The sequence below is a fragment of the Anaerolinea thermophila UNI-1 genome, from assembly GCF_000199675.1.
GTDB lineage: Bacteria > Chloroflexota > Anaerolineae > Anaerolineales > Anaerolineaceae > Anaerolinea > Anaerolinea thermophila.
In genome coordinates, this window is sequence record NC_014960.1 from 1,367,674 (window position 1) to 1,389,894 (window position 22,221).

The 22,221-nt window shown below is 53.9% G+C and carries 7 protein-coding genes, 1 tRNA gene and 1 CRISPR repeat array; of the genes, 1 reads left to right on the top strand and 7 read right to left on the bottom strand.

From position 1 onward, the window contains the following. Positions 1 to 4 precede the first annotated feature (4 nt). Positions 5 to 1,207 (bottom strand): extracellular solute-binding protein, encoded by a 1,203-nt coding sequence (locus ANT_RS06120; RefSeq protein WP_013559643.1) that lies wholly within the window; start codon positions 1,205 to 1,207, stop codon positions 5 to 7. Between the two features lie 134 nt (positions 1,208 to 1,341). Here ANT_RS06120 and ANT_RS06125 point away from each other — a divergent pair. Continuing rightward, a tRNA-Pro gene (locus tag ANT_RS06125) sits at positions 1,342 to 1,416 on the top strand. Positions 1,417 to 1,498: 82 nt separating this feature from the next. Next, positions 1,499 to 16,400: direct repeats of the CRISPR family, unit length 32 nt; unit sequence GTTTCAATCCACGCCTCCGCGAGGGAGGCGAC. Positions 16,401 to 16,577: 177 nt separating this feature from the next. Here the strand turns inward: ANT_RS06125 and cas2 are convergent. The 6 genes from cas2 to cas5c all read right to left on the bottom strand — a co-directional run bounded on the left by cas2 (position 16,578) and on the right by cas5c (position 22,190). Further along, positions 16,578 to 16,868 (bottom strand): CRISPR-associated endonuclease Cas2, encoded by a 291-nt coding sequence (gene cas2 / locus ANT_RS06130; RefSeq protein ID WP_013559644.1) that lies wholly within the window; start codon positions 16,866 to 16,868, stop codon positions 16,578 to 16,580. 31 nt (positions 16,869 to 16,899) lie between these two features. Then, positions 16,900 to 17,931, bottom strand: coding sequence for a type I-C CRISPR-associated endonuclease Cas1c (gene cas1c, locus ANT_RS06135; protein WP_013559645.1), 1,032 nt, complete (start codon positions 17,929 to 17,931; stop codon positions 16,900 to 16,902). A 3-nt stretch (positions 17,932 to 17,934) separates the two neighbouring features. Continuing rightward, positions 17,935 to 18,603 carry a CRISPR-associated protein Cas4 gene (cas4, locus tag ANT_RS06140; protein WP_013559646.1) on the bottom strand — a complete coding sequence of 223 codons (669 nt, stop codon included), beginning with the start codon at positions 18,601 to 18,603 and terminating at the stop codon, positions 17,935 to 17,937. Positions 18,604 to 18,667: 64 nt separating this feature from the next. Then, positions 18,668 to 19,534 carry a type I-C CRISPR-associated protein Cas7/Csd2 gene (gene cas7c, locus ANT_RS06145; protein ID WP_013559647.1) on the bottom strand — a complete coding sequence of 289 codons (867 nt, stop codon included), beginning with the start codon at positions 19,532 to 19,534 and terminating at the stop codon, positions 18,668 to 18,670. 98 nt (positions 19,535 to 19,632) lie between these two features. Next, on the bottom strand, positions 19,633 to 21,522 hold the full coding sequence (gene cas8c / locus ANT_RS06150) for a type I-C CRISPR-associated protein Cas8c/Csd1 (RefSeq protein WP_013559648.1): 1,890 nt from the start codon (positions 21,520 to 21,522) through the stop codon (positions 19,633 to 19,635). After that, complete coding sequence (gene cas5c, locus ANT_RS06155) at positions 21,519 to 22,190, bottom strand: type I-C CRISPR-associated protein Cas5c (protein WP_013559649.1); 672 nt, start codon at positions 22,188 to 22,190, stop codon at positions 21,519 to 21,521. Before cas5c ends, cas8c begins: the two co-directional genes overlap by 4 nt. Positions 22,191 to 22,221: the final 31 nt, after the last annotated feature.

Below are 22,221 nucleotides of genomic sequence, written 5' to 3' on the forward strand. Positions count from 1 at the left end.
AAACTTAGCCTTGAGAGAGCGTCAGACTGAGTTGCTTTGCCGTTTGGCCGATGATTTGCTCCAGGGTCTCCCGAAGGTTGAGGTTGGGATTGCGCATGAACGACATCCATACCTGATAGAGTGCCATCTTAAGACGATCCTCCACGATGCCCCAAAGTGGCACACTGGGGAAAGGTCGTCCTGCTTTAAGAGATTCGATCATGGCTTGGGCAGCGGGGTCAGACTGGTAATCCTCCAGGTTAAGCGTTTTGATTCTTGTAGGGAGCATTCCTGCACCCCGTCCATAATAAATTTGCGATGCCGGGCTGGTCAGGAAGCGCACCAGTTCCAGGGCGGCTTGTTCACGCCGGCTTTCCCGCCAGATGACCAGATTGGAACCACCTACAAACGGAATACCCGGGATGCGCGCTGTAGCCAGTTGTTCGTAAATTTCTGGGCGGGTTGCTTCAGTGCGGTTTCGTAACCATAACGCACCCAACCCGATTGCGGCATACCCTTGATGGAGTGCGCCATAGACATCCAGCGAATCGAGCAGTTGTAAGCCTTCAACAGTAGCCGTTTTCAGGAGATTGAAAAAGGCTTCCATGCCGTTATAGGCTTCTGGAGAAGTGAGAAGAATTTTCTTCCCATCTGTCGAGACAAAATCTCCGCCAAACCGCCAGATCCACGAAGCCAGGGCTTGGAGTAATACCGTGTTACTGTTCTTGCCAGGTAATGCAACGGGTATAGGAATGCCAATGGCTTGAAGCGCCTCGGCTGTCTTTTGGAATTGAGGGAGTGTGCTGAATGCAGTGGATGGATCTAATCCAGCCTTTGCCAGTAAATCTTTACGGTAATGTACCAGAATGCTCTCAGCAAGCCATGGAATCGACCATACGGTATCTGTTTTACCTGCTAGATGTGTGCTTTCCCATGCCGCAGGAAGGAAGTCTCCCACCTGGGTCATGGATTCGATTTCGTTTGGGGAGAAAGGTCGTAGAGCGTTCATGGCAATCAGATCACTGGTCCAGGTTGTGCCCACTTCAGACACATCTGGGGAATTATGGTAGATGGCATACCGTACCAGTTCACTGCGTCCGTTCTGCCATCCAATGAGATTGACATTGACCCGAATATTTTGCTGATGATAAAACTGGTCCAGTAATGGCTTGAGGTAAGTCATCGTGTCTGGACCGCGATCCATGATAGAGAGGTTGAGTTCGGCCATTGTTAACGCTCCCAACCAGTTCGTTGTATATATTCTATATCAAGTTGGGGAAAAATCAACGGAGAAAATACCGATCCAGTTTTGGCAAATTTCCTTGCCATCCCCGAGGGTGTAGGGTAAAATAAGTTCAGTTTCGGGGCGTGGCTCAGCCCGGATAGAGCGCACGGTTCGGGTCCGTGAGGTCGGCGGTTCAAATCCGCCCGCCCCGACAGCAGGCGAGGGTGTTTTCCACATCCTCGCCTTTTTTGTTGGCGAATCATATTAGTTACCTAGTGACTGAGTAATCAAAACATATTTATCCACGCCTCCGCGAGGGAGGCGACCATATAGGCCCACCCACCCCCTTTCAATCTTCGAGGTTTCAATCCACGCCTCCGCGAGGGAGGCGACTCATTTCAATCTCCTTTCTAGTTCTTCATAAAGAGTTTCAATCCACGCCTCCGCGAGGGAGGCGACATGTTTTCCCTCCCTGATTGATCAGATTCCAGTTTCAATCCACGCCTCCGCGAGGGAGGCGACACTCAGTATTCCGACTGGTGAGATACCGCCACAGGGCTGTTTCAATCCACGCCTCCGCGAGGGAGGCGACATTATTGCACCATTATTTGCTGACATCTGTCGTGTTTCAATCCACGCCTCCGCGAGGGAGGCGACTTTGCTTTTGCTGCGGCTTTCATCAGCGATTCCCGTTTCAATCCACGCCTCCGCGAGGGAGGCGACCCCGAAGAGCCGAAATACACGCCGGAGCAAATCTACGTTTCAATCCACGCCTCCGCGAGGGAGGCGACAAGCAGATAGCAGGAGGATGAATGGCAACGGTAGAGTTTCAATCCACGCCTCCGCGAGGGAGGCGACGCAACGAATCAATCCGCGCCACCGGCGGCGCATTAGTTTCAATCCACGCCTCCGCGAGGGAGGCGACGTGGAGCGTGAAGAGGGTGCGGATTCGGTGACCGTGTTTCAATCCACGCCTCCGCGAGGGAGGCGACTACATGAGTTGGTACAACCAGTTGCCGTTACCCGTTTCAATCCACGCCTCCGCGAGGGAGGCGACCGTGTACTCTAACCAGCGCACCGCCGCCACCTTTGTTTCAATCCACGCCTCCGCGAGGGAGGCGACACCCGGAAGGTTTCACCGCCGCCAGGAGTGCGTTGTTTCAATCCACGCCTCCGCGAGGGAGGCGACTGTAGAGTGCTGGAATTGTGCACCTTTCAAAGTGTTTCAATCCACGCCTCCGCGAGGGAGGCGACACGATAGAGAAAAACTGATTGTTTTTGAAAAGGAGTTTCAATCCACGCCTCCGCGAGGGAGGCGACAATCGTTATCGTGCCGTTGTCCGTTCTCATGAAGTTTCAATCCACGCCTCCGCGAGGGAGGCGACGATGATCATTGGCTCAATTGTCCGCTACATGCGGTTTCAATCCACGCCTCCGCGAGGGAGGCGACATTTTTCCTCCATTTCATCAGTTCCTGATAGAGGTTTCAATCCACGCCTCCGCGAGGGAGGCGACAAGCCGCAACGCGCCTCGCGCCCGCCCGTTCCAAGTTTCAATCCACGCCTCCGCGAGGGAGGCGACATTACCACCATGCGCAGCCGGACTGAGTATGTGCGTTTCAATCCACGCCTCCGCGAGGGAGGCGACGTACACCGCGCGCAATTATTCCACTTCCATCCCATGTTTCAATCCACGCCTCCGCGAGGGAGGCGACGCAAGTGTTGATTCGTTCATTTCATTTCTCCTCGTTTCAATCCACGCCTCCGCGAGGGAGGCGACAAGGCCGTGGCTCATACGATTACGAAGCCATAGCGTTTCAATCCACGCCTCCGCGAGGGAGGCGACTCCTTTAGAATCTTCAAAATCTCTTGTACATCTTCCTGTTTCAATCCACGCCTCCGCGAGGGAGGCGACATAGAATGGAGGATATTAGAGCAATTACCAATCACTGTTTCAATCCACGCCTCCGCGAGGGAGGCGACTGAGAGATTCATGATGTCATGCTTACTGGTGGTATGTTTCAATCCACGCCTCCGCGAGGGAGGCGACGGATTGCTCCCGTCAGGAACAAGATTACAGAATTTGTTTCAATCCACGCCTCCGCGAGGGAGGCGACGCGAATATTACGCCATGAGCCTTTAGCGTTTGGTGTTTCAATCCACGCCTCCGCGAGGGAGGCGACGCGCATAATACTCGCCATTAGTCATCTCCTCGACAGTTTCAATCCACGCCTCCGCGAGGGAGGCGACCGGCTGGCGGCTGAAAAATACGGCAGATTATTTGTTTCAATCCACGCCTCCGCGAGGGAGGCGACCCTGATTGAGTTTGACCAGTTGGAAACGTTTACGGTTTCAATCCACGCCTCCGCGAGGGAGGCGACATCCCTTTTCGCGCCCAGCCTGGTGCCAATCACTTTGTTTCAATCCACGCCTCCGCGAGGGAGGCGACTGTACTCGTATTGTTGCGCTGGCTTATACGTCACTGTTTCAATCCACGCCTCCGCGAGGGAGGCGACTTGCGCAATAACCCGCATAATCCCGGCCGAACCGGGTTTCAATCCACGCCTCCGCGAGGGAGGCGACGGGGGAAAAATTGCAGTCATTGACACTGAGCGCGGTTTCAATCCACGCCTCCGCGAGGGAGGCGACCAAAAAGCGTTGGCAAAGTTTGAGTTGTCCGTTGTTTCAATCCACGCCTCCGCGAGGGAGGCGACTGCCCGCATCATGAATCCTGATGCCTTCCGTGCGCTGTTTCAATCCACGCCTCCGCGAGGGAGGCGACGCCGGTGTAAGCCTTTCCGTTATGATCCGGACTGAGCATGTTTCAATCCACGCCTCCGCGAGGGAGGCGACTATGAGTGATGTTCTACCTTTGGATTTGCAGAACGGTTTCAATCCACGCCTCCGCGAGGGAGGCGACTGCGGTTGCGCTATCAAGTAAACGGCTTATCAGGGTTTCAATCCACGCCTCCGCGAGGGAGGCGACGAGAATAATCAACCATTTCTATCACACACTCTGGAAGTTTCAATCCACGCCTCCGCGAGGGAGGCGACTGAAGGTTATGCAGCGGTGTTCAATCAGTGGAGTGTTTCAATCCACGCCTCCGCGAGGGAGGCGACTGCTTTGCTACGAGTTTCTCTCCGCCCTCCGCAAGTTTCAATCCACGCCTCCGCGAGGGAGGCGACAGATGACGCTCAACCCCAGCGCGGTCTGCTTCAGGTTTCAATCCACGCCTCCGCGAGGGAGGCGACCGTAAGCCTCGCGTGACGCAAAAGCATCCACGTAAGTTTCAATCCACGCCTCCGCGAGGGAGGCGACACCGTCCGGGAGCGGATTCAGTTCTTCCAGTTCACGTTTCAATCCACGCCTCCGCGAGGGAGGCGACAGTATTGGTGATTGACTCCCTCTCTCATGCATGGGTTTCAATCCACGCCTCCGCGAGGGAGGCGACTGTACTAATACAAACCCTGGCTCTGCATTGTTGCCGTTTCAATCCACGCCTCCGCGAGGGAGGCGACCTCGTTCATATTATGTTCCTCCCGTTTACTCAAAGTTTCAATCCACGCCTCCGCGAGGGAGGCGACAAGCGTGTATAAACACCTGGCGCGCCATTACGAAGTTTCAATCCACGCCTCCGCGAGGGAGGCGACGTCGAGATCAGCAATCATGTGCGGAGGAACGCGGTTTCAATCCACGCCTCCGCGAGGGAGGCGACAAACCGACCGCTGGTATGAGCAGGACGGGCAGATGTTTCAATCCACGCCTCCGCGAGGGAGGCGACCTTCAATGCGCACAAGGCTGGCTTTGATGTCACTCGTTTCAATCCACGCCTCCGCGAGGGAGGCGACTCAACTTCTCCAGCTCTTTCATCGGCGCGCTCATGGTTTCAATCCACGCCTCCGCGAGGGAGGCGACTATGACGGATGAGCAATGGCAAAGGCACAAAGTGTTTCAATCCACGCCTCCGCGAGGGAGGCGACGTGAAGTTTATAAACTCCGTACTTTGCAGTTTGGTTTCAATCCACGCCTCCGCGAGGGAGGCGACGGAGGTGCAGAGTGACTTATCATCCGGTGAGCCTGTTTCAATCCACGCCTCCGCGAGGGAGGCGACTATCCATGATTCCAGCGCTCACCAATTGCACAACAGTTTCAATCCACGCCTCCGCGAGGGAGGCGACTCACCTTATACCCGCACGTGCCAGAGAAAAATAACGGTTTCAATCCACGCCTCCGCGAGGGAGGCGACTTTCTGGAACCCAACCTCATAGAAGTAGAGTTGACCAGTTTCAATCCACGCCTCCGCGAGGGAGGCGACACGGGGCAATCATTGACGAGTTGCATGCTCATAGTTTCAATCCACGCCTCCGCGAGGGAGGCGACGGCGCGCGGTTCTCGTCGTCAGCCGTTGCAATTTGTTTCAATCCACGCCTCCGCGAGGGAGGCGACGTACCGCCTCCAACACTTCGCCGAATTTCGTCTAGTTTCAATCCACGCCTCCGCGAGGGAGGCGACAGGCGGTTATTTCATCCCGCAAAACCTTTATGGTGTTTCAATCCACGCCTCCGCGAGGGAGGCGACGTTCATGCCTTCACCTTGACATTCTCCCCAAAGAGTTTCAATCCACGCCTCCGCGAGGGAGGCGACAACAATCTGCCGATGTTGTCGAATATACTGCGCCGTTTCAATCCACGCCTCCGCGAGGGAGGCGACAGAGCAACGGGTGATGTATTATAAGCAGGTGTGCGTTTCAATCCACGCCTCCGCGAGGGAGGCGACTCTTACTCCAGCACTGGCGTATCAGTCACTTGTTTCAATCCACGCCTCCGCGAGGGAGGCGACTCGAGTTCGTTGGGTCGAACAAATGTCAGTTCTTGTTTCAATCCACGCCTCCGCGAGGGAGGCGACTTCACCAGATCGCGGTGTTCCAGCCAGTCCTGCGGTTTCAATCCACGCCTCCGCGAGGGAGGCGACGCGCCAGTTTGCGTCATACCCACGGGATGCAGCAGTTTCAATCCACGCCTCCGCGAGGGAGGCGACCATACTGAGTATTCGGCAGAGTGATTTTGATACGCGTTTCAATCCACGCCTCCGCGAGGGAGGCGACCCTCGAACCGCCACCTACGGTGACATCATGGTCTGGGTTTCAATCCACGCCTCCGCGAGGGAGGCGACAACCTGATAGCGGTCGTCTTCTGCTTCCGGAGGGAGTTTCAATCCACGCCTCCGCGAGGGAGGCGACAGCCCAAGACTTACCAAGAGCCTGAGACATCGGATGTTTCAATCCACGCCTCCGCGAGGGAGGCGACGACCTGCCCATACTGTCAGTCAATGGACGGGAAAAGTTTCAATCCACGCCTCCGCGAGGGAGGCGACCCTGATAGCGGTCGTCTTCTGCTTCCGGAGGGGTTTCAATCCACGCCTCCGCGAGGGAGGCGACATCGAATTGCTCGCGTCCGCATATCTTGCAGACGTGTTTCAATCCACGCCTCCGCGAGGGAGGCGACTCTTGCGGCTGTGACACGACTTGCATAATGGTTGTGTTTCAATCCACGCCTCCGCGAGGGAGGCGACGTACTTCACTGCAGGCTCAACCCAGGCCGTCAGTTTCAATCCACGCCTCCGCGAGGGAGGCGACATTTCATCGCCGGTTTCAAAGTCAACGCAAGGTTTCAATCCACGCCTCCGCGAGGGAGGCGACGTGATGTTGATCAGATGTCGTTTGGCTTTGCAGTCGTTTCAATCCACGCCTCCGCGAGGGAGGCGACGTTGTATGCCCGCAAGGATGCAACCGACCAGTTGAGTTTCAATCCACGCCTCCGCGAGGGAGGCGACCAGCGAGCGCGATGCTGCTTTGCTCATTGTTCTTGGTTTCAATCCACGCCTCCGCGAGGGAGGCGACGCGCAGAGTACTGCGCATGACGAATCAGTACGGGTGTTTCAATCCACGCCTCCGCGAGGGAGGCGACCAAGGCGGCACGGGCGCTGCTGCGGTTGTATCGAGTTTCAATCCACGCCTCCGCGAGGGAGGCGACGGTGTGACGCGAAGGATTTTTATCGTTGGGTTGATGTTTCAATCCACGCCTCCGCGAGGGAGGCGACCTCAGGTCGGAAGCGGCCAATTTGCGCAAACGGTTGTTTCAATCCACGCCTCCGCGAGGGAGGCGACTTGGGGAGGTGTTTCGATTTTCGGTTTTGTTATCAGTTTCAATCCACGCCTCCGCGAGGGAGGCGACCACTCCTGCTTGCGCTTGTCGTTCCAGCCGAACGGTTTCAATCCACGCCTCCGCGAGGGAGGCGACGAAACACACCTCCGGTCAGATCAATCCAGCGCGCGTTTCAATCCACGCCTCCGCGAGGGAGGCGACGCGCTAACCCGTAAATTACCGCTCCAAACCAATCGGAGTTTCAATCCACGCCTCCGCGAGGGAGGCGACGCCAGATTTGACACCCAAACACCGCATCAAGTACGGTTTCAATCCACGCCTCCGCGAGGGAGGCGACCAGGACATATTGAGAACATCAAAGGTACTCTTCAGTTTCAATCCACGCCTCCGCGAGGGAGGCGACCGTGATATTTTGCGAGTTACAGCACGCCGCACTGTTTCAATCCACGCCTCCGCGAGGGAGGCGACGACATGCGAAATGCAGGCTACGAATTACTGCAATGTTTCAATCCACGCCTCCGCGAGGGAGGCGACAAAAACCAGCAACCGATGCACAAAGCGACAGGATGGTTTCAATCCACGCCTCCGCGAGGGAGGCGACCGGGCTGAAGCAGACCTCTGAGGCTGCCTGGCAGTTTCAATCCACGCCTCCGCGAGGGAGGCGACGAGTAATTCTGTCGGAATTGAAAACACTATTGACAGGTTTCAATCCACGCCTCCGCGAGGGAGGCGACTAGACGATCATCTAGCAATCCATAGCAGTTATCACGTTTCAATCCACGCCTCCGCGAGGGAGGCGACATGCAACGGTTGCCTACATGCTACAAAAAATCGTTGTTTCAATCCACGCCTCCGCGAGGGAGGCGACCTACGACGGGCAGTAATGTTTCGGGCTTTGCTACCGTTTCAATCCACGCCTCCGCGAGGGAGGCGACGTGTTGTGGCCAGACGATGAGGCAGAAAAATGCGCGTTTCAATCCACGCCTCCGCGAGGGAGGCGACGACTTAGCGTCTACCGGGAGGGCTTCTTTCTGAGGTTTCAATCCACGCCTCCGCGAGGGAGGCGACTTCATACAGCACCTATTTACACGCCGTAATAGTTACGTTTCAATCCACGCCTCCGCGAGGGAGGCGACAAGGATACAGTAAAAAACTCTCCATTATATAATAGTTTCAATCCACGCCTCCGCGAGGGAGGCGACTTCGTACCAGCGATCTCTTGCCGTCTCGAACCCGTTTCAATCCACGCCTCCGCGAGGGAGGCGACCCGGGGAAATGTTACCGACAATAGCCTTAACTGCAAGTTTCAATCCACGCCTCCGCGAGGGAGGCGACATCGACAAGATTTGGGCATCCTGGTATCAAACACGTTTCAATCCACGCCTCCGCGAGGGAGGCGACCTCTTACCCGTGACAGTATAACTTCCAAGTGTCGTTTCAATCCACGCCTCCGCGAGGGAGGCGACGCCTTATCACAAACGCCAGCGCACACAATAGCAAGTTTCAATCCACGCCTCCGCGAGGGAGGCGACAATAGCAAGAACACTACTACAATCAAAAAGGCTAAGTTTCAATCCACGCCTCCGCGAGGGAGGCGACAAGGTTGTCAATATGCCGATAAATCACATCATCAGGTTTCAATCCACGCCTCCGCGAGGGAGGCGACCCGGCCTCTGCGCTGATGTTCGTTGGCGACTGGTCGTTTCAATCCACGCCTCCGCGAGGGAGGCGACGTGGTCTGGTTCTCGCTGATCAACCATGATGGCCGTTTCAATCCACGCCTCCGCGAGGGAGGCGACTTTGCTATTACTGTTCTTGCTAGTGTTGACAAAAACAGTTTCAATCCACGCCTCCGCGAGGGAGGCGACTCGGGTCACTGTTGCTGGCGATATTTTTGAATCGTTTCAATCCACGCCTCCGCGAGGGAGGCGACCTCGATGCGGCCTGGCGAGCTATCGACACCCACGTTTCAATCCACGCCTCCGCGAGGGAGGCGACATCTCCGACGTTGTCGCACATCTCTATCAATGTCGTTTCAATCCACGCCTCCGCGAGGGAGGCGACGGCAGTACGCAGGATGACGGGAGTGACTGTCAGTGTTTCAATCCACGCCTCCGCGAGGGAGGCGACCCAGGTAAGGCTTCTTCTGGATCAGGGCTTTGAGTTTCAATCCACGCCTCCGCGAGGGAGGCGACAAGTATCCCTCTGATTTAGGAACGCCCCATCTGTGTTTCAATCCACGCCTCCGCGAGGGAGGCGACCATCCCTGACGCCGAGTCCGTCGAGAGTCTTTCAATTGTTTCAATCCACGCCTCCGCGAGGGAGGCGACCTGAATCTGAAAATCAAATAGATAGCTGATGGGAGTTTCAATCCACGCCTCCGCGAGGGAGGCGACTAGTCTGTAACTGTTCGGCAAAAACGACATCCTCGTTTCAATCCACGCCTCCGCGAGGGAGGCGACCCCGCCCGCTTATCCAAACGAGCCGATAGGCTTGTTTCAATCCACGCCTCCGCGAGGGAGGCGACGTACGACCCCTACGGTGCGGCAGCCGATCTGCTGTGTTTCAATCCACGCCTCCGCGAGGGAGGCGACCAAAACATATAACCAAAAGGAGACCAACCAAAATGTTTCAATCCACGCCTCCGCGAGGGAGGCGACAGGATGACCGGCTGCAAATCTCCGGTACTCAGTATGTTTCAATCCACGCCTCCGCGAGGGAGGCGACACTTGAGCAGGGACCGCCTCTACAAATTTGCGTTTCAATCCACGCCTCCGCGAGGGAGGCGACTCACTGCACTGTTCGCAGCTTTGTCCTGTGCAGTGTTTCAATCCACGCCTCCGCGAGGGAGGCGACAAACCATTCTCGAACGGAACAGAATTCGCTGATTGGTTTCAATCCACGCCTCCGCGAGGGAGGCGACACCGCTACCTCAACGCCGCGGTTCCTGCCCTGGTGGTTTCAATCCACGCCTCCGCGAGGGAGGCGACGCCTTCCCATACCCGTTTGATCATTTCAAACAGGTTTCAATCCACGCCTCCGCGAGGGAGGCGACGAGCCATGTATCTGTACTTCGTGCTACTCAATAAGTTTCAATCCACGCCTCCGCGAGGGAGGCGACTGCACATCGAGCGACCGCTCGATTTGGTCATCACTGTTTCAATCCACGCCTCCGCGAGGGAGGCGACAAAGCCTGCATGATGGCATCGCGGTTGGCGGCATAGTTTCAATCCACGCCTCCGCGAGGGAGGCGACTCACTGCACTGTTCGCAGCTTTGTCCTGTGCAGTGTTTCAATCCACGCCTCCGCGAGGGAGGCGACGAGCATCGCTGACCGCATCCGCGCAGTCCTGCACGTTTCAATCCACGCCTCCGCGAGGGAGGCGACTCGGCAACGCCGTACAGCACATCCAGCGTCACCTGTTTCAATCCACGCCTCCGCGAGGGAGGCGACCGTTCGTGATTTTTTACATTCTTATCGGCGGGCAATGTTTCAATCCACGCCTCCGCGAGGGAGGCGACGCCAGATCTGTCTGGTACATCGTCAAGTATGCCAGCGTTTCAATCCACGCCTCCGCGAGGGAGGCGACGAAAGCTACAATGCCTCTTATGAGGCGTTACACAAAGTTTCAATCCACGCCTCCGCGAGGGAGGCGACCTCACCGCCGCGCCCGCTTGGAGATGAGCATGGCAGTTTCAATCCACGCCTCCGCGAGGGAGGCGACATGGACTCGTTGACGGCTCTGATTATCGGATTACTCGTTTCAATCCACGCCTCCGCGAGGGAGGCGACACGGCAGCCGTGATCCGCTCGGCTCGGAAGATGCTGTTTCAATCCACGCCTCCGCGAGGGAGGCGACTTGACCAGCCCGGCGCGTTTTGCATCCTCAAGAGTGTTTCAATCCACGCCTCCGCGAGGGAGGCGACGCAAAAAGCATGCTGTGGCAAAGAGGTGGCAGCTGTTTCAATCCACGCCTCCGCGAGGGAGGCGACTCTGACACGGTCGTTAGCATTTTCCCTCTTGGCGGGGGGTTTCAATCCACGCCTCCGCGAGGGAGGCGACGCCCTGGTCAATCCGTCGGCGATATTTGGCACATGTTTCAATCCACGCCTCCGCGAGGGAGGCGACGTGTGCCTTTTTCGGTTGTGATATCTTCCCAACTCAGTTTCAATCCACGCCTCCGCGAGGGAGGCGACTACAAATTGCAGAGGGAGGTATCTATGATTACATGGTTTCAATCCACGCCTCCGCGAGGGAGGCGACTTTGCCGCCGATGTTGCAGCACCGGATATTACCGCCGTTTCAATCCACGCCTCCGCGAGGGAGGCGACTCGCCGGTATCAAGCATGGTTACCGCGGCATCGGGGTTTCAATCCACGCCTCCGCGAGGGAGGCGACAACCCATGAGAAATGCGCTTTTTGCATCCACCGGTTTCAATCCACGCCTCCGCGAGGGAGGCGACTTGTTGTTTCGGTTAATAAGGTTCTGCATTATTGTTTCAATCCACGCCTCCGCGAGGGAGGCGACTCCCATGTAATCCGGCCCTTGCTAAAAATAGCATGTTTCAATCCACGCCTCCGCGAGGGAGGCGACAGTTCGCTTGTTTCCATTTCAACCCTCCGTTTTTGTTTCAATCCACGCCTCCGCGAGGGAGGCGACGCACTTTGACCCATTTGCCGTTGATTTCTCTCGGTGTTTCAATCCACGCCTCCGCGAGGGAGGCGACGCACTTTTGATTTCATCATCTGTAGCAGTGCGCTGTTTCAATCCACGCCTCCGCGAGGGAGGCGACTTTGTTGCCGTTCCCATTGCCATTGCCATTTGCAGTTTCAATCCACGCCTCCGCGAGGGAGGCGACAACCCTCTGGGTCACTCATGCGCAACTGACGCTCGTTTCAATCCACGCCTCCGCGAGGGAGGCGACGTTGTTTCGGTTAATAAGGTTCTGCATTATTGTTTCAATCCACGCCTCCGCGAGGGAGGCGACACAGGGCAATCTTGCTTTCAGAGTTGTGGTTCAGTTTCAATCCACGCCTCCGCGAGGGAGGCGACATTCCCGAGATGGTACAGATAGACGAGGTTGGCGGTTTCAATCCACGCCTCCGCGAGGGAGGCGACGGTTAGTTCTTCAACTGAGTGGCCGGTGAGGAAGCGTTTCAATCCACGCCTCCGCGAGGGAGGCGACTGTTGCCGTTGATTACCTGCCCTACACGGTCGATGTTTCAATCCACGCCTCCGCGAGGGAGGCGACCCCCAGGGGGGCGCTAGGCTTTTGCTCCCAGGGACTGTTTCAATCCACGCCTCCGCGAGGGAGGCGACGCACAGCAAGCACATCTTGCGCCCAGATCTCGGGTTTCAATCCACGCCTCCGCGAGGGAGGCGACCCTGGTCAACGACCGCATCAATCAGCAGTTAAACGGTTTCAATCCACGCCTCCGCGAGGGAGGCGACACACTCACCTCGCCATCCGTATCCCAGCCAAATTCGGTTTCAATCCACGCCTCCGCGAGGGAGGCGACCCCAGGGGGGCGCTAGGCTTTTGCTCCCAGGGACTGTTTCAATCCACGCCTCCGCGAGGGAGGCGACGACGCAAGTCCGGTTTTGAGCCAACACTAGAACAGTTTCAATCCACGCCTCCGCGAGGGAGGCGACAGCGGAAATCATCCCGTTTCGAAATGCCGATGCGGGTTTCAATCCACGCCTCCGCGAGGGAGGCGACTTGACATCCCGTCTCATACCTTGAGTTATCTCGCTGTTTCAATCCACGCCTCCGCGAGGGAGGCGACTCAAGGTATGCGTCAAGGTAAGCCACGTCAGGTTCGTTTCAATCCACGCCTCCGCGAGGGAGGCGACGTATATGTCGGCAAGCCGGGCATGCTTACCAACGTTTCAATCCACGCCTCCGCGAGGGAGGCGACCCAGTGTACACCGCCTTTCCCCCGCCAAGAGGGTTTCAATCCACGCCTCCGCGAGGGAGGCGACGACCAGTGTACACCGCCTTTCCCCCGCCAAGAGGGTTTCAATCCACGCCTCCGCGAGGGAGGCGACTCACCTTGCCGTTTCTGGGGCGAGATATTTTGCGTTTCAATCCACGCCTCCGCGAGGGAGGCGACGTGCGCCGCTGGTCGGGGCTGTGTAACTGCGGGTCGTTTCAATCCACGCCTCCGCGAGGGAGGCGACCAAAGGGCGCATCGCTCCGGGACGCGGGGGAGAAGTTTCAATCCACGCCTCCGCGAGGGAGGCGACCTGCCGACAATGCGTGTCCCACCACGCCGCCCGCCGTTTCAATCCACGCCTCCGCGAGGGAGGCGACAGGGTATCTACGTCGTTTTCATAGTAACACACCTCGTTTCAATCCACGCCTCCGCGAGGGAGGCGACAGACGGTGCAAATCGGAATCGAGACCACGCCTGGTTTCAATCCACGCCTCCGCGAGGGAGGCGACGTCGAAGATTCAAAAACATACTATCTGGGTTCACGTTTCAATCCACGCCTCCGCGAGGGAGGCGACATGCCGCGTGGCGGAAGTTGGAAGAGCATGATAAGTTTCAATCCACGCCTCCGCGAGGGAGGCGACAATCATCATGTCCCAGCCGTCGTTCAAGATTTCAAGTTTCAATCCACGCCTCCGCGAGGGAGGCGACGAAGATGCTCAGTTTTTGGAGACGCGCAAGTTTCGTTTCAATCCACGCCTCCGCGAGGGAGGCGACTATCCGCAGACCATTGCCCATGCGCGGGACGTGTTGTTTCAATCCACGCCTCCGCGAGGGAGGCGACGTGATGATGGGCACATCTTAATGATTGAGCGCAGTTTCAATCCACGCCTCCGCGAGGGAGGCGACGAGACAGCCCTCCCGCCCCTGCGCGGCTGGATGGTTTCAATCCACGCCTCCGCGAGGGAGGCGACGTCACGTTTCCTAGCAGCGACCACGTGCCGCCAAGTTTCAATCCACGCCTCCGCGAGGGAGGCGACACAATGGAACGGACAGAGATATTTTTGCGAAATCGTTTCAATCCACGCCTCCGCGAGGGAGGCGACTTCATGGCTTGCTCGTATGCCTGGCTGCGCTGGGTTTCAATCCACGCCTCCGCGAGGGAGGCGACACGCGATTCAGCGTGGCGGCCGACATTGCATACAACGTTTCAATCCACGCCTCCGCGAGGGAGGCGACATTGCTGCTTGCACATCATTGTTACTCAGTATGCGTTTCAATCCACGCCTCCGCGAGGGAGGCGACAATGGAGTACACCAGGTTCGACCAATCGCCAACGTTTCAATCCACGCCTCCGCGAGGGAGGCGACATTTTGGCACATGCAATTGCGGGATTGACAGACTTGGTTTCAATCCACGCCTCCGCGAGGGAGGCGACTCGCCACTCCCGGCAAATTGGCGGGTCAGGATTTGTTTCAATCCACGCCTCCGCGAGGGAGGCGACAATCCTGACGCCGGAGATCAAAGCGCGCATGGCTGTTTCAATCCACGCCTCCGCGAGGGAGGCGACGTGGACGGTGTCCTGGATTGCCTGCTAGGCGTTTCGTTTCAATCCACGCCTCCGCGAGGGAGGCGACGTCCTCCGCGACATCTTGACCGTGTAGCGCGGGATTTTCAATCCACGCCTCCGCGAGGGAGGCGACACCATACCCTGCGACGTATGTAATCTTGACGGACTTTTCAATCCACGCCTCCGCGAGGGAGGCGACAATTGTTTGTTGCTCACGTAATCCCAAAAAGCCGCTTTTCAATCCACGCCTCCGCGAGGGAGGCGACCAATCATCTCAACGACTTCAGGACTGTCAACGGTTTTTCAATCCACGCCTCCGCGAGGGAGGCGACGCAGCTCGATTCCGTACAGCAACTCGCCGGTATTTTTTTCAATCCACGCCTCCGCGAGGGAGGCGACTAATGAGCGAAAAAATCATCGAACGCAGATCAATTTTTCAATCCACGCCTCCGCGAGGGAGGCGACGTCCTCCGCGACATCTTGACCGTGTAGCGCGGGATTTTTCAATCCACGCCTCCGCGAGGGAGGCGACGGTACAGGTAGCAGCAATCAGCCGACCGGTATTGCTTTTCAATCCACGCCTCCGCGAGGGAGGCGACGCAGGCGATCAGGATGCTGGCGGTGCATTACTACTTTTCAATCCACGCCTCCGCGAGGGAGGCGACTCCGGCTGGCCGCGCTCCTGGGCTGGGACAGTGTTTTTCAATCCACGCCTCCGCGAGGGAGGCGACCATCGGCAATACGTTGGGCATGTCCCTGTACTGCTCTTTTCAATCCACGCCTCCGCGAGGGAGGCGACGGCGCGCTCATACTCGCAAAACCCTGTCCAAACTCTTTTCAATCCACGCCTCCGCGAGGGAGGCGACACCCTCTTCCAGATGCCAACGGTCTGTTTCCAGGACTTTTCAATCCACGCCTCCGCGAGGGAGGCGACTTGCGGAAGAACCAGATTCAATTGACTACCGCTTTTCAATCCACGCCTCCGCGAGGGAGGCGACCTTCATCGTTCGATGAATTTGTCCCTTTTGAACCTTTTTTCAATCCACGCCTCCGCGAGGGAGGCGACCTCGTTGGAGATTTGTCATGACACCTGAATCTTCTTTTTCAATCCACGCCTCCGCGAGGGAGGCGACGGCGGAGAAACCGCCGGAGCGGGGAGACAGAGATTTTTCAATCCACGCCTCCGCGAGGGAGGCGACAAGGGGAGGGTGGCTATGTGTGTATGTACTGCTTTTTTTCAATCCACGCCTCCGCGAGGGAGGCGACTGGTTTGGGAAGGTGCTATGGGTAGTATAGCATTTTTTCAATCCACGCCTCCGCGAGGGAGGCGACTTTTGTATATCAATCATCAAGATGGTCTCAAGTTTTCAATCCACGCCTCCGCGAGGGAGGCGACGCGTGGGAGGCAGGAATGTAATTTCCCCAAACTTTTTTCAATCCACGCCTCCGCGAGGGAGGCGACAGGTGGGTAGGGTAAGCATGTCAATCCTTTCGTCTTTTCAATCCACGCCTCCGCGAGGGAGGCGACCGCAAAATCTGGCTCTATATACCTTCTCTTCCCCTAAATATAGTCTCTTTTTGGCTCTATCAGTTAATTTATTTCTGATAAATTTCTTCTTTATTCCCCATATTCTTTTGTTAAGGTGCGTTTTTTTCTGCGAACCTATCAATATTTTTATGTTCACTTGCGGTTCGCAATCAATTCTCATGCGATAAGTGTCCCTGTTAAATCGAAACTCGGTTTTGCGCCAACGTGTTCTACCCGATTTTTCCACTCATCTCCAAGATAATAATAGCGCAGGCTGTCTTTCTTTTTGTCAATGAGTTTTTCTAATTTGGCTTGTAAAATCCTTAAACGCGCCGGATCGATTACACACTCAAACACCGAATTTTGTACTCTTTGACCATAATCCTGGCAGGCTTTGGCAACCTTGCGGAGACGTTTTTTCCCTTCATCAGTCTCCGTATTCACATCATAAGTAATTAAGACCATCATATCATGCCTCCTCTTGAACAGGATCATTAACCTAATTCCAGAAAAATGGCGGGTAGGCATCTAGATCACCACGAAGATAACGGGCGAGTAAAAGAGCCTGTACGTGAGGAATTAAGCCAAATGGAATACGCTCTTTCAGGTAGGGATGTTCAATTTCTTCTTTTTTTCGCTCCTGCCAGGCTGTAATTACGGTCTTTCGGGTATCGTCATCCATTAAAATTCCCCCACTCTCTTTTTGGGTAAATCCTTTTCCGGTAATTTGTTTTCGATTCACCAGAGAGAGGGCTAGACGATCTGCAAAGACCGGACGCAATTCTTCCATCAAATCCAGCGCAAGCGAAGGTCTGCCGGGGCGATCTGCATGAAGGAAGCCGACGTATGGATCTAATCCTACTGCTTCCAGAGCAGACATGGCTTCATTGGTTAACAACGTATATAGAAAAGATAGCAGGCTGTTCATATTATCCAATGGGGGACGGCGGGAGCGTTCTTCAAAGTGAAAATCCTCTTTTTGTTGCAAAATAAGTTGATCAAATACGCTGAAGTAGATCTTTGCCGCGCTTCCCTCAAAAGCCATTAATTCCGGGATGTGTTTACACGTTGTCAGTCCTTTTAGGATTTCCTTCAGAAATGCCGAGGCGCGCCCCAATGTGTCTTTATCGACTAACAGTCCATGATCTCGAAGGGCTCGCTCAATGACTTTACGACTGTTATAAATTTTTCCTATAAGAAAAGAGGAGGCAATAGGAACACATTGGCTTTCATGTTCTGAAATCAAATATTGTTTCTTACGAAGTAACACGTTCCCGTAAACTTTTCCTGTGACTCTGCCTAGAAAACGACCGTTGGGAGAGAGAAAAGCCAGTCCAATCCCCCGTTCGGCACAAGCCCCCATCAAAGCTGGACTGACCCCCTGCCAGTTGAAGCAGACAATGTTTTCCAGATTATGTAAGGGAAGGCGTGTAGAAGTATGTTCATCCTTTCTAACTACTACATTTTCACCGTCCAGAGAAAGATAAACCTCAGGACTGGTAATATATAAAACATTCGAAAGGGTTTTCATCTCTCAATCCCTTTCAACCCATTCCCGAATGTAATTAGCCACGGATGTGGCTTTTTCCTGAACATTGGGCAAACAGATATCGATGAGGGAGCATGAACGGCATGCCTTGGATGGTTTAACTTTTGGTGTGTAGCCCCGTTCAAAATAAGCGTGCATTTCGCCAGCCATTTTTTGAACCAGTTCCCGCAGTTCATTGCCCAAATTAACAGCCGTGCGGTGACGAGTTTCCCCATAGTAAAGGTATCCCGCTGGAATGGAAACCGATAGCATTTCTTCCAGACACATGGCTTGGGCGCATAACTGTACCTCATCGACAGGATCAGATTTAGGACGTCCCCGTTTGTATTCAACAGGTATAGGAAGATATTTACCTTCTCTCCCCGGAATCTTGACGCCTTCGGGAGAGGAAGTAAATTCAACCGCATCGCATATTCCAGAAAGCCCTAAACGATAAGAGGCAATGGGGACAGAGCGTGCCAAAATGACCCCGTTTCGCACCTCAGTGAAAAAGGGATCGTCCACTCTCTGATGCATGAGTCTGCCTTCGGCAGTGAGGACATTTTCTTTCCATTGCATTTCTACGTGAATCAGCGCCCACTGCCTGCGGCAAAACAGGAAATGTTGAATTCCCGATAAGGGCAAGAGTTCATCAGCAGAATATTCTCTTGGCATTTTTCCCTGGTTTTCCCGGCTCTCTCCATGTGCAGGAGAGAGCCGGGACTCCCTCTTTTAGGTTTTACAGCATTTCAATCAAAGTGACGCCTTGTGGAACATTCTCTCTGTTTACAAACACTTCGTAATCCATGAAACTGCGCGGTGGATTTATTCCTGCCTTTTTACTTACCCGAACCAAATCAAACAACTTGTGGGCTGGAGCATTTCCCAAATCACTTTCATGTTTGAAAACAAACAGTTTTCGGGTTGCCATCTTTCCACGTGCGGCAGAGCGGTCATGTTCAAACATGTTTATTAAGGCTTCCCAGAATAAAGCCAAGTCTTCCTCTGAAAAACCTGTGCCTTTGGTTGGGTCATTAGCAAGTTTGGCAGAAATATACCCTTCCACCCGATACAAAGCGTAGGGGATAATGTGTTTACGACCTATGGTGCGTTCTTTTTCTGCTTCTTCTTCTCGTGTTACCGTCAGTCTGGTAATCGTCACTTCCTGTTGGACGATGGGGTCAATGCTTCGAGAGAAGTTTAACTGCACAGGTCCTCTTACCTGACCGCAATTATCTCCTACGCTTAAGACCGCACCAAAGGCACGAATATCGTAGAAGTTTTGGCACATCCATGCTCTGGCTCTGTTTACACCCTCAACCGTTGCTTTTTGTCCGGGTTGTAAACCAACTGCAAGATAGGCTTCTTTATGATTTGCGTTTAGAGGGATTCCTTCTTTTATGTAAATACGATACCCCGGAGCATCTCCTTTTACCATCTCTACGTAATTGCGGATTTTGCGCTTCAGACAAACATCGGTGACGATACCGTAACCCGTTTCCGGGTCAATGCGCGGCATATTTCCAGCATCCGGATCACCATTCGGATTCCCGTTCTCTACGTCGTAGAGTAAGACAAATTCATAGCGGTTAGATAGAGTGGTCATGAACTTTTCTCCTTTTCATTATGAAGTGATAATTGAGGCAATTTTTGTTTTTCCCTGAACGAAAGGAAACTGCTGAAAGTCTCTTTTGGTGTTTATTGTTATTCCTCCTGTGAAGTTTCATCAGTTATTTGGTTATTTTTGGCGTAGAAGGCGGCTCGCTGGTGATAATAACCCAGTACAAACACCCCTTGTTCTTCTAAATTGAAGCGGGCAGGGAAAGGTTGGGCTTCCAGCATATCCAACAAAGATTGAATATGCCTGTCTAAATTTTTCCCGTATTCTGCCTTTTCTGTCCAATGGTGTGAAAGACGTAAGAGGATGGGAAATACACTGGCAGGTGAAGCGCAGGCCGAGGTAAAGTAGCGGTCTTTGATTGTGGCGTTGATGTTTTGCCCAAGAGCCTCTCGCTGTGCTCTTTCCAACCATGCAAAAAGACGTCCCAGCACATAGGCAGGGTGTTTATAGGATTCATTGAGTGACATTTGCAAAGCCTCCTGATAGGGATTTTGTGCCTGACGGCGGTATTTACGTAAAAGATGCGCCTTGATGTAAGCGGCGCGAATGTAATTGATTTTGATATTTCGCCGGATACCATTTTCGTTGGTTTCATCGGTATCATGTCGAATACGGTTGAGTATGGCGGTGTACAAACCTTCGGGGTATGGTGTACCCAAAAGGATAGCCCTCAGAAATGCTCCACCCAGTAACGACCAGGCGTTTTGTATTTCCTCGTCCCGCCGATTGAGTTTTGGGGAAACACACTCAGCGAGGATTCGATAGGGAGAAATATAGGTAGGCTGGTTTTCATATTCCTTGACAATTTCTAAATCTTTGTAGTGTTGCATGATGCGTTCTGTAAATACACCAAATGGCTCTGTCAGGAAGAATCGAACTGACAAACGAGCCGCGTTTGGCGCTAATCCAAGAATGTAAAAACGTGTCGTACTGTCCAATTTTTCTTTTAGCGCATTTACATCCAGAGGTTTGGCTTGTTCGACCTTTGCTATTAATTTCCCCATCTCTATTTCTGTGGTTTTGTCTCTGTGAAATTTCTCTTTGTCAGGTTCTCCTTCGATCTCAGAGTTTTCTTCAATAAACTCGGGATTCAACAGGCTGTAGAAGGCGCTGCCGTAACGCTTATTAGGGCTTTCTGCCCAGTACACCACGGCTGTGTCGCCCAGGTAAATCTTGCGATGAGGGTTTTGGTCAGACAGCAAATAGTTGAGTGCTACAGCATACCCTGAGGCGGCTCGCCGGCTCACCGGTGAATTTTCCCCCTGGTCTTTGCCGTACGAGGTGAAAGCATCCAGGTTAAAACTGACCAGTGATGCCCCTTTGGTTTGTGCTCCTCGAACTCCCTTGATATCAGGATGAAGACGTGCAATGGGTTCTTTTTCTCCAGTCACTAAACATTGCATCTCAATATCGCTTTTTCCAGAAAAATAATCCTCCCAGGCGCGTTTGATTTGAGGATCTTCCAGACTGTTCTTACCTTCTACCCAAAAAATCAAATTACTGCTTTTCTTCAGGTCTTCAAGATGCCGGAAGATGACAGGGTGTTCAAGAGCCTTTAGAGGGGAGTACTTTTGCAAGAATGAGACTATGGCTTGTGCAATAGGATTGTTTACCTGAGACAAAATCTCAAGATTTACTCTGCGAAACTCTTCGAATCGTTTTAGTGCATAATCATCTCCTTTTTCCTGATCTGCAATACCTAAAACATAGGCTGAGGTATCCCATAAAAAATTGGCGGAAATATTTACGGTTCGCTTTACTTGTGCTGGCACATTCATCCGTCGAGGGCTTTCAACAGTTTTTTTCCCTTTCTGTACAGGCACGAAAAGAGGCACAATATCTAGCAACTCCCCTTGAAGAGAGAGATTGAGTGCGTGGCTGACAGGCGCGTTGCTGTAACCTGGTTCGGCGATGTCTGTCTCAGGGTCATTGCGGAGAATTTCATAGTATCGATATAAGGCTTGCAATATCATCGGCGTACCTCCTGTGCAAGTTCTTGAACATGGATTACCCCATCTTCCATAACAGCATGATAAAACATGGGTTGAATATCCCTGGGATTAGAAAAATCCAGGTCATACAACATCCATCCCAGGTCTCTTTTTCCCTTCAAAGGACTTGGGGGGATATCATGCTTGTCTTCGATGACCTCAACGATTGCAGGGAATTCTCTTGTGCCTAAACAAGGAGCATGAAAGAACTGCCCTTTTCGCAAGCGCCGCAGGATGATGTTGTAGTGGCCTTCTTCTGTATCTCTTTCCCCCCATTCTTTTTCCACCCTTTCAAAGTGGGCTTCAATCACATAGTCCACATTTTTAAGAACCATAGAAGCACGCTGTTGACGATTGTCGGTTACAGAAATATATAAAGGCTTGTTTGCTCCTCTCATTACCTGCAATGTATTATCGACAGAAACTTTACTGCTCACTTCATTTCGGCGAATGTTGGTAAACTCAATTTCTCGCAGAACGTGGATCTTGTCAATCACCCAGCGGATAGCTGGTTTCCAGTAGATGGCTTCGATAATCCCGCGTGCGGCTGAGGGCGTGATCACATCATAACTCACACGCTCTACTTTCATTTCGGGGCGGGTGAACAGGGCGTAGTCCCCCTTAACTCGGATGATGATACCGTATCCCATTATGTCAAACCTCCTTTCGGCTGTTTCGTCA